We start from the raw sequence: 8,916 nt of genomic DNA, 5'->3' as shown, positions 1-8,916 counted from the left end.
AGCAAATGGTGCTCCTCCGTGCTGAGCCGGTCCCAGGCCTCGGCTTGGGTCAGCAGCAACCTGAGCACGCGGTCTTCACGGCTGGCGGGCAGGATGCGGCCGGCCACGCGGCGTGGAGCCCGGGAGCCAGTGGAGCGGTCGCCGAAGCTGCTTCCCCGCGATGGCGTAGGCAGATAGCTGCCAGAAGGTTCGGACGAGGCGTAGTCCGGCTCCTCACGAAAATCCGGCGGGTAGTCCGAAGAGCCCTGCATGTCGTGGAACGTACCCGGCGTTGAAGATGAATCCGACCTCTGGCCCTTGCTGGATGAGCGCGAGCTGCTATTATTTTTATAGCTGCCCTTGCTGGATGCGGGTTGCCAAAGCTGCAGCAGCTCGCGGCCGTCAATGAGGACCCTGTCGGCAATTTCCGCCAGCAACTGACGCTTCAATGCGCCATCGGGCAAAAGGCTCCAGAGGGGGCGGGCATTGCTGGCCATGTGCGCGCGCCCCTCGGCTGTGTCCAGGTCGCAGCCCTCTGCGGCGGCCTCGAGCATGAACCGGCTGAGCGGCACCGCCTTGCTGACATAGGCCGCAAAGCCTTCCTGGCCGTGTTCGCGGATGTAGCTGTCGGGGTCGTGTTCGGCCGGCAGGAACAAAAACTTGACGGTGCGCACATCGGTGGCAAATGGCAGCGCGGCGTCCAGCGCCTTGCGGGCAGCCCTGCGGCCGGCGCTGTCACCGTCGAAGCTGAAGACGACCGAATCGGTGAAGCGAAACAGCTTTTGTACATGGTCGGCCGTGCAGGCGGTGCCCAGGGTGGCCACCGCATTGGCAAAGCCCAGCTGGGCCAGTGCCACCACGTCCATATAGCCTTCAGTGACGAGGGCATAGCCATGTTCGCGTAGCGCGGTGCGGGCTTCAAACAGGCCATAAAGTTCCCGTCCTTTGCTGAAGACCGGCGTCTCGGGAGAGTTCAGGTATTTGGGCTTTTCGTCGCTGAGCACACGGCCGCCAAAGCCGATGCATTCGCCCTTGACGTTGCGGATGGGAAACATGACCCGGTCGCGAAAGCGGTCATAGCGCTTGGCTTCCCCGGCGGCGTTCTCGTCGCCAGGCTCACCGGTGATCACCAGGCCGCTTTCGACCAGCAGTGGGTCGTTGTAGTCCGGAAAGACGCTGGCCAGGCTGCGCCAGCCTTCAGGCGCATAGCCCAGGCCAAAGGTTTTGGCGACTTCACCCGAAACGCCGCGGCCCTTGAAGTACTCGATGGCGCGTTCGGAGTTGCGCAGGGCCTTGATGTACGCTGCGCCCGCCTTCTCAAGCACGCTGGTGAGCGTGGCCTGCTGCTCGCGCATCTGGGCCGCCTTTGCCCGGTCTTGCGGCGAGACGTCGTCTTCAGGCACCTGCAGACCGTATTGCTGGGCCAGGTCTTTGACGGCTTCCACAAAGGTCATGCCGCCGTGTTCCATCAAGAAGCTGATGGCGTTGCCGTTTTTGCCGCAACCAAAGCAGTGATAGAACTGCTTGGAGGGGCTGACACTGAAGGAGGGAGATTTTTCGCCGTGGAAGGGGCACAGCCCCATGAAGTTGGCGCCGCCCTTTTTGAGCTGTACGTAGCGGCCCACGATGTCCACCACGTCCGCGCGCGCGAGCAACTCCTGGATGAATGTTTGGGGTATGGCCATGGGGTGGAAAGAAGGGGGGTCAATTTAGCACACGGCCCTCCGGCCAGGCTGGGCGGGCGGCTGTCGCCCTGAAGGGAAATGGGTAAGGGCTGACACGCAATCGCGCGATCTGGCGGCAACCCGGCCACCCGGCAGGGGACATGATGGGATTTTCACCTGTAGCCCCGGAGTTGGGGCTTCCCCATGACGCTTGCCCCCAACCTTGCCTRTGTCTTCAGCCATCCCGGCGCCTTCACCCTGAGGGTGCTCAAGGGTTTCCGTGCCAATCAGGGCTTGTTGCTGGCAGGGGCCGTGGCTTACTACGCGCTTTTGTCCATTGTTCCCCTGCTGATCCTGATAGCGATCGCGCTGTCGCATGTGATTGACCAAGGCGCGCTGCTGCAGGCGCTGGGGCGCTACATTGGGTGGCTCGCGCCGGGCCAGGGCAGTTTCATCACGTCGGAACTGTCCAACTTCCTGGCACACCGCGAAGTGATGGGCTGGGTGTTGCTGGCCACCATGCTGTTTTTCAGCTCCCTGGCCTTTACCGTGCTGGAAAACGCCATGTCGGTGATTTTTTTGCACCGTGTGGCGATTCGCCGGCGTCACTTGCTGGTGTCTGCTGTTTTGCCTTATTGCTACATCGTCTCCGTGGGCCTGGGCTTGCTGCTGGTAACGCTGGTCTCCGGCAGCCTGCAGGTGCTCGGTGAAAAAAGCGTGGACTTTTTGGGCCTGCAATGGTCGCTCAGCGGGTTTTCGGGCGTGCTGCTATACCTGCTGGGCCTGGCGGGCGAGGTACTGCTGCTGACCTCGCTTTACATGGTGATGCCGGTGGGCCGGCTGCAATGGCGGCACGCGCTGCTGGGCGGCGTCACGGCCGCGCTGCTCTGGGAGCTGACGCGCCACCTTCTGGTGTGGTACTTCTCCACACTGTCGCAGGTAGGCCTGGTGTATGGGTCCCTCACCACGTCCATCCTGGTGCTGTTGAGTCTTGAAGTGGCCGCGACCTTGCTGCTGCTGGGTGCGCAGGTGATTTCGGAGTACGAGCGGCTGGGCACCGCCGGGAAGGACCTGCCGGCCAAGCCCATGCGGCTGGGCTAGTGCATGGGGCGGATCAGTCGCCCAGTACCAGGCCTTCGCGCCGCGGGTCTGCACCGCCGAAGAAGCCGCCGGGCGTTTTCTGGATGGCCTGCAGGCCGCTGGTCATGGTTTGCTCGCGCACTTCGGCGCCCCGGTTTCGCAAGGCCTCCACCGTGGCGGGTGAAAAGCGTTTTTCTTCCAGGATGCTGGGGCCATTGAGTGATGCGAAGTTAGGCAGGTCGATGGCCTGCTGGGCATTGAGGCCCCAGTTCAGGGTGCCATACAGCATCTTGGCTGTGAAATGAATGATGAGTGCGCCGCCGGGGCTGCCGCCGCTCATGACGAGCTGGCCCGAAGCCTTGTCAAACACCAGCGTGGGCGCCATCGACGAGCGCGGGCGTTTGCCGGGCTGCACGCGATTGGCCACCGGCTTCCCATCGGCATCGGCCGGGGCAAAACTGAAATCTGTCAGTTCGTTGTTCAGCAAAAAGCCGCCGGCCTTGCCGGTGCCGCCATCGGTCATCAGGCGTGAGCCGAACTGGTCCTCAATCGTCGTGGTCATGGCGATGGCGTTGCCATAGCTGTCGATGATGCTGATGTGCGAGGTTCCGTACTCGGGTTGATCTGGCATGGGCGCATAAGCAGTTTTGACGGCGCCCGGAACGCCCGGTTTGGCTGTCTTCATGCTGGGACCGGTGGGCTGGATCAGCCTGGCGCGCTCGCTCAGGTAGGCGGGGGCCAACAAGCTCATCCAGCTGCCACCCGGCGGCTGCACGAAGTCAGGATCACCCAGGTATTGCGCCCGGTCGGCGAACGCCAGGCGCGAGGCCTCGGTGTAGAGGTGCAGCCAGTCCGCCGAGGGCGCAGGCGACACTGTGCCGGGAACGCCACCGGTGCCGGTGACCAGCCCCAGCGTGGCCGCAGGCGTGTTGTTCAGGATGCCGAGAATTTGCCCGACCGCAATCGCACCCGAACTGGGCGGTGGCATGCCGCAGAGACGATAGGCCTTGCCGGCCGCGTTGTAGTCAGAGCAGATCGGGTCGCGCTTTTTGGGCTGGTAGCCGGCGAGGTCCGTCATGGCCAGCTTGCCGGGGTTGGTGGCGTGGCTTTGTACTTTTGCGACGATGGCCTCTGCGACCTTGCCCTCGAGCAGTGCACTGGAGCCCTTGGCGGCGATCTGACGCAGCACATCGGCCAGCGCCGGGTTGCGCAGCACAGAGCCGACATCAACCGGGCTGCCGTCGGCCTTGTAGAAATAGGCTGCGGCGGTGGCGTCTTTCTTCAGATGCACTTCGCCTTTGAGCAAGGTGTTGAGCCGCGGGCTGACTTTGAAACCGTTCTCGGCGAGCTGGATGGCCGGCACAAAGAGCTGGGCCCAGGGCAGGCGGCCGTACTGCTTGTGTGCCATTTCCAGCATGCGCACGGTCCCGGGCGTACCGACGGAGCGGCCGCCGACCACGCCGTCGTAAAACGCCAGGGGCTTGCCGTCGGCACCGATGAACAGTTTTTCATCTGCTGCGGCCGGCGCGGTTTCCCGACCATCGAAGGCCTCCACCTGGTTGCCGCTGGCATGCAGCATGAATGCACCACCACCTATGCCGCTCGATTGCGGCTCTACCAGCGTGAGCACCATCTGCACCGCAATTGCCGCGTCGATGGCGGAACCACCGGCCTTCAGCACCTGGTAACCCGCATCGGTGGCCAGCGGGTTGGCGGCGGCCACAGCGAATTTTTTGGTGGCCCAGCCGGGTTTTTCGGTATAGCCCGAGGTGCCTTCAGGCTGTTGGGGCGCGCTGCGGATAACCTGCGGTGGTGATGCGCAACCAGCTGCCAGCAGGGCCGCGGTGGCAAAAAGCTGGAAAGAGAGAAGCTTGCGTGCAGTACTGGGAATCATGGCTGCTCCGTTGGTAGTGGTGCCATGTTAAATCCAGACCTGTACAGGCACGGCACTGGAATGCGCGCGGCGGTGGCTGATTTGTAAGTAGCGGAAAAGAAAAGCCGATTCGACTGGTTTATCAGTGAAATCGGCCTCCAGCCCTTGGAGGACGGGCGCAAGCAGCTATCAATTAGATAGCGTACTACCCGTGTGCCCCGTTATCGCGGCGCGAGGCGGATCGCGCCGTCCAGGCGGATCACCTCGCCATTGAGCATGTCGTTTTCAATGATGTGTTTTGCCAGGCGGGCATAGTCCTGCGGTGTGCCCAGGCGCGAAGGGAAGGGCACGCCCGCGGCCAGCGAGTCCTGCACTTCCTGCGGCATGCCAAAGAGCATGGGCGTGCCAAAGATGCCGGGCGCGATGGTCATGTTGCGGATGCCGTTGCGCGCCAGGTCGCGGGCAATAGGCAGGGTCATGCCGACAATGCCGCCCTTGGACGCGCTGTACGCGGCCTGGCCGATCTGGCCGTCATAGGCTGCCACGGAGGCAGTGGAAATCAGAACGCCGCGTTCGCCCGTGGCTTCGGGCTCGTTCTTGCACATGGCGTCGGCCGCCAGGCGGATCATGTTGAAGCTGCCGATCAGGTTGACGGTGATGGTCTTGCTGAAGGCGCCCAGGCTGTGTGCACCGTTCTTGCCCACGGTTTTTTCGGCGGGCGCAATGCCGGCGCAGTTGACCAAGCCCATCAGCTTGCCCATCGCAACTGCCTTGGCCACCACGGCCTTGCCATCGGCTTCCTGGCTCACGTCGCACTTGACGAAGGCGGCTTTGTCTGCGCCCAGTTCTTTGGCGATGGCTTCGCCCTTGTCGGCCTGCATGTCGGCGATGACAACCTTGGCGCCGTTGGCCACCAGCATGCGTGCTGTGCCTTCACCCAAGCCCGAAGCGCCGCCGGTGACGATAAATACTTTGCCTGCGATTTCCATGGTGGTTCCTTGAATGAAAGATGAAGAGAATTGGAATGGCTTGCGTGCACGCCTGTCCTTGCTGGGTATGACGTTAACGTAAACGTCAATTATGGCGCATGAGTGGGTCCTTGAAGCATGCCCCCATGCTCCTTCACTTCGTGTGGTCGCTGCCCCCCCGAGGGGCGTCTTCATCTAGGGACGGCCCGGCGATGAAAAAAGCCCGGCGCCTTTCGGCGGCCGGGCTTTTCGCAAAAGTGGGGCGCTGGCTTATTTGTAGCCGACGCGATCCAGCATCTGCTGCACCTTGAGCTGGTTGTTGCCCACTGCGCTGATGGGGATGGTTTCAGACTTGAAGTTGCCGTTGCCCGAAGGGGACATGGCCTTGAGTGCAGGGTTGCTCACGCCCAGGCCCGGCACGGCGGCCCACTCGTTGTTGCCGTTGGCAAAGTACTCTTGCGCACTCGGGCTGGCCAGGTATTCCATGAACTTGACGGCGTTGGCCGTGTTCTTGGCATTTTTGGCGACGGCGGCGCCGGCGATGTTCACATGCGTGCCCCAGCTGTCCTGGTTGGGGAAGACCACGCCCACGCGGTCGGCCACGACTTTGTCTTCAGGCGCGTTGGAACGCATGATGCGCGCCAGGTAGTAGGTGTTGGTCAGTGCAATGCCGCATTCACCGCTGGCAACGGCCTTGATCTGGTCGCTGTCGCCGCCCTTGGGGTCGCGGGCCATGTTGGTCACCAGACCCTTGAGCCATTGTTCGGCTTTGGCTTCCCCCATGTGCTCAGTCACGGCGCCGAAGAGGGAGAGGTTGTACGGGTGGGCGCCCGAGYGGGTGCACAGCAGCCCCTTGTTCTTCGGGTCGGCGAGTTCTTCGTAGGTGTCCACATCGGCTTTTTTGACCTTGAGCTTGTCGAATACGACGACTCGGGCGCGGGTGGAGAAACCAAACCAGGTCGTGCCTTCGGCGGTTTCCTTGGCGCGCAGCTTGGCCGGGATGGCCGCTTCGAGGGCGGGCGACTTGATGGGCTTGAAGAGACCGTCGATATCGCCCTTGTGCAGGCGGGCGGCGTCGACCAGCAAAATCACGTCGGCAGGGGAGGCCGCGCCTTCAGCTTTCAGGCGGGCCAGAATACCGGCGTCGTCCGCGTCAACCCGGTTGACCTTTATGCCGGTTGCCTTGGTGAAATCGCTGTAGAGCTTCTCATCGGTCTGGTAATGGCGGGCAGAATACAAGTTGACCACCTGTTCCTGGGCAGACGCCAGGCCTGCCAGCAACAACAGCGACGAGAGAATCACTTTTTTGTACATAACTTTCCACTTCCTTACTGGTATTTTTAAAGCCCGGCCATGATAAAGCAAATAAGAATCATTCTTGGTAGTCTCCCTACGTTGCGCAAGCCTTCAACAGGGACGGCCTGGCTGGCCGGGGTCTGCCTGGCCGCGGGTTTGTCTTTGCTTGCCGGCTGCACCACATCCCCGTCCGGCCCGACCGCGCCGGTAACGCCGCTGCCGGTAGAGGCTGGCAGGAAGCCACCGCGCATCGGCCTGGCGCTGGGCGGTGGCGCGGCGCGCGGCTTTGCCCATGTGGGCGTGATCGCCGTGCTGGAGGAGGCGGGGCTCAAGCCGCAGCTGGTGGTGGGCACCTCGGCCGGCAGCCTCGTGGCGGCGCTGTATGCCAGCGGCAAGACGAGCGCGCAGCTGCAGCAGACCGCGCTGAACATGGAAGAGGTCGCCATCACCGACTGGATGCTGCCCATCATCGGCCGCGGCATGTTCCGCGGTGACGCGCTGGCCCGCTATGTCAACGACCTTGTGGCCAATCGGCTCATGGAAAACATGGCCATTCCGCTGGGCATCGTTGCCACCGACCTCAACAGCGGTCAGGCCGTGTTGTTCCAGCGCGGCGATACCGGCACAGCGGTGCGCGCCTCCAGCGCGGTGCCGGCAGTGTTCGTACCCGTCAAGATCAACGGCCGTGAGTACGTGGATGGCGGGCTGGTCTCGCCGGTGCCCGTTCGCTATGCCCGCCAGATGGGCGCCGACGTGGTGATTGCGGTCGATATCTCCAGCCCGCCCGAAGCCAACCTTGCCGGCGACACGTTGCAAATCCTGCTGCAGACTTTTGCCATCATGGGCAAAAGCATCAACCAGTACGAGCTCAAGGACGCCGACGTCGTGGTCCGTCCGTCGCTTACCGGCCTGAAAAGCGCCGACTTCTCCGCACGGCAGCGCGCCATCGACTCAGGCCGTGCCGCCATGCTGGCCGCGCTGCCCCAGCTGAAGGCCAAACTGGCCGCGGCAGGTGTGGCTATGGCAAAGTAAATGCTATTGTTTTGATAGCTGCTGGCGCCCGTCCGTGTTGGTTGAAACGCATAAATGGCTTAAATCTGGATACGCCAGGCAAAAAAAAGCCCAATCTTGCGATTGGGCTTAACTGGATCCGTGAAAATGAATTTCGAATGGATCCGAGGAGACAAGCGGTCTGGAATCGTGCTGTGACGCAAGGTTCCGGGATCAGGCTCCGGTCGTTCCCGCCGAAAGTGCGGGAACAATGAATAACAATTAACGCTTCTTGGAAGCGGTTTTCGTGGCGCTCACTGCGGATGCAGCCACGGTGTTGAAGTTGGCTTCAGCCATTTCGCTGGCTTGCTTGACAGCCTTTTGYATGGACTCGAATGCGTTGTTCGCGGCAGCGACAGCACTCTTCATCACGGCAACAGCGGTTTCGGAACCGGCGGGTGCGTTTTTGGCGGCGTTGTCGACCAGGCCAACAAACTTCTTTTGTGCGTCAGCGGTCTGGCCTTCCAGGGTCTTGCCCAGTTCAGCGCCGGCAGCCGAAGCGATGTCATACAGGTGACGGCTGTAAGCAGCGGTCTTTTCAGCCAGGGGCTGGACCAAGCCGGCTTGCAGGGCCATCAGTTCTTGCGCGTCTTTCACGCCCATCACGGCTTGTGCGTGGTTGGCGGTTTCGGCAAGGGCAGCCTTGGTGGCTTGCACGTTCAGTTCGACCAGCTTCTCAACGCCTTCGAAGGCTTTGTGGGTCAGACCAAACAGGGTTTCGATGTTGGCTTTGTGGGAGGCCATGATTTGTTCAGCGGTCAGCATAATTAATCTCCAGATATAAGTGAATGAGTCGTCGGGTCAATAGTTGCTTTGCGCTGAATTGCTGCACTGCAACATGACCTTAAGTATAGGGATTGGCCACGGCATTGCAAGCGGTTTTTGTTGCAGTGCAGCATTTTAGGTGCCGAGCCCTATTTGCACCCTGAAAACAGAGTGCAAAAGTATCCAAAAGTCGCAGTTTTGGATGCTGGGTACTACTGCCGTTTTCCAAGGCCTTATGGCC

The 8,916-nt window shown here is 61.9% G+C and carries 7 protein-coding genes; 2 read left to right on the top strand and 5 right to left on the bottom strand.

Features of this window, described 5'->3' with window-relative positions; all coding sequences use genetic code 11:
• Positions 1–1,664, bottom strand: a 1,664-nt coding sequence (dnaG, locus tag AC1D0Z_RS12535) for a DNA primase (protein WP_477658572.1), incomplete at its 3' end; no start/stop codon positions are given.
• Positions 1,665–1,847: 183 nt separating this feature from the next.
• Between dnaG and AC1D0Z_RS12530 the strand changes: the two genes are divergently transcribed.
• Complete coding sequence (locus tag AC1D0Z_RS12530) at positions 1,848–2,744, top strand: YihY/virulence factor BrkB family protein (protein WP_477658571.1); 897 nt, start codon at positions 1,848–1,850, stop codon at positions 2,742–2,744.
• A 13-nt stretch (positions 2,745–2,757) separates the two neighbouring features.
• On the opposite strand, the gene ggt is transcribed toward AC1D0Z_RS12530, so the two are convergent.
• The 3 genes from ggt to AC1D0Z_RS12515 all read right to left on the bottom strand — a co-directional run bounded on the left by ggt (position 2,758) and on the right by AC1D0Z_RS12515 (position 6,878).
• A complete protein-coding gene (gene ggt, locus AC1D0Z_RS12525) occupies positions 2,758–4,617 on the bottom strand; it encodes a gamma-glutamyltransferase (protein WP_477658570.1) in 1,860 nt (619 codons plus the stop codon).
• A gap of 200 nt (positions 4,618–4,817) precedes the next feature.
• Positions 4,818–5,585, bottom strand: coding sequence for a 3-hydroxyacyl-CoA dehydrogenase (locus AC1D0Z_RS12520; RefSeq protein ID WP_477658569.1), 768 nt, complete (start codon positions 5,583–5,585; stop codon positions 4,818–4,820).
• Positions 5,586–5,834: 249 nt separating this feature from the next.
• A complete protein-coding gene (locus tag AC1D0Z_RS12515; RefSeq protein WP_477658568.1) occupies positions 5,835–6,878 on the bottom strand; it encodes an extracellular solute-binding protein in 1,044 nt (347 codons plus the stop codon).
• 138 nt (positions 6,879–7,016) lie between these two features.
• Here AC1D0Z_RS12515 and AC1D0Z_RS12510 point away from each other — a divergent pair, with 138 nt between their 5' ends.
• A complete protein-coding gene (locus AC1D0Z_RS12510) occupies positions 7,017–7,892 on the top strand; it encodes a patatin-like phospholipase family protein (RefSeq protein WP_477658567.1) in 876 nt (291 codons plus the stop codon).
• Positions 7,893–8,132: 240 nt separating this feature from the next.
• Here AC1D0Z_RS12510 and AC1D0Z_RS12505 read toward each other — a convergent pair whose 3' ends face one another.
• Positions 8,133–8,678: a phasin family protein gene (locus tag AC1D0Z_RS12505; RefSeq protein ID WP_477658573.1), complete on the bottom strand. Its 546-nt coding sequence runs from the start codon at positions 8,676–8,678 to the stop codon at positions 8,133–8,135.
• Between the last annotated feature and the right edge of the window lie 238 nt (positions 8,679–8,916).

The organism is Polaromonas sp. P1_E3, assembly GCF_056405935.1.
Note: the sequence above shows the minus strand (reverse complement) of the source record. Positions and strands in the feature narration are given on the sequence as shown.

Coding starts and splice junctions, on each gene's coding strand:
- ggt (WP_477658570.1), bottom strand. CDS start 4,617: ATGATTCCCAGTACTGCACGCAAGCTTCTCTCTTTCCAGCTTTTTGCC.
- AC1D0Z_RS12520 (WP_477658569.1), bottom strand. CDS start 5,585: ATGGAAATCGCAGGCAAAGTATTTATCGTCACCGGCGGCGCTTCGGGC.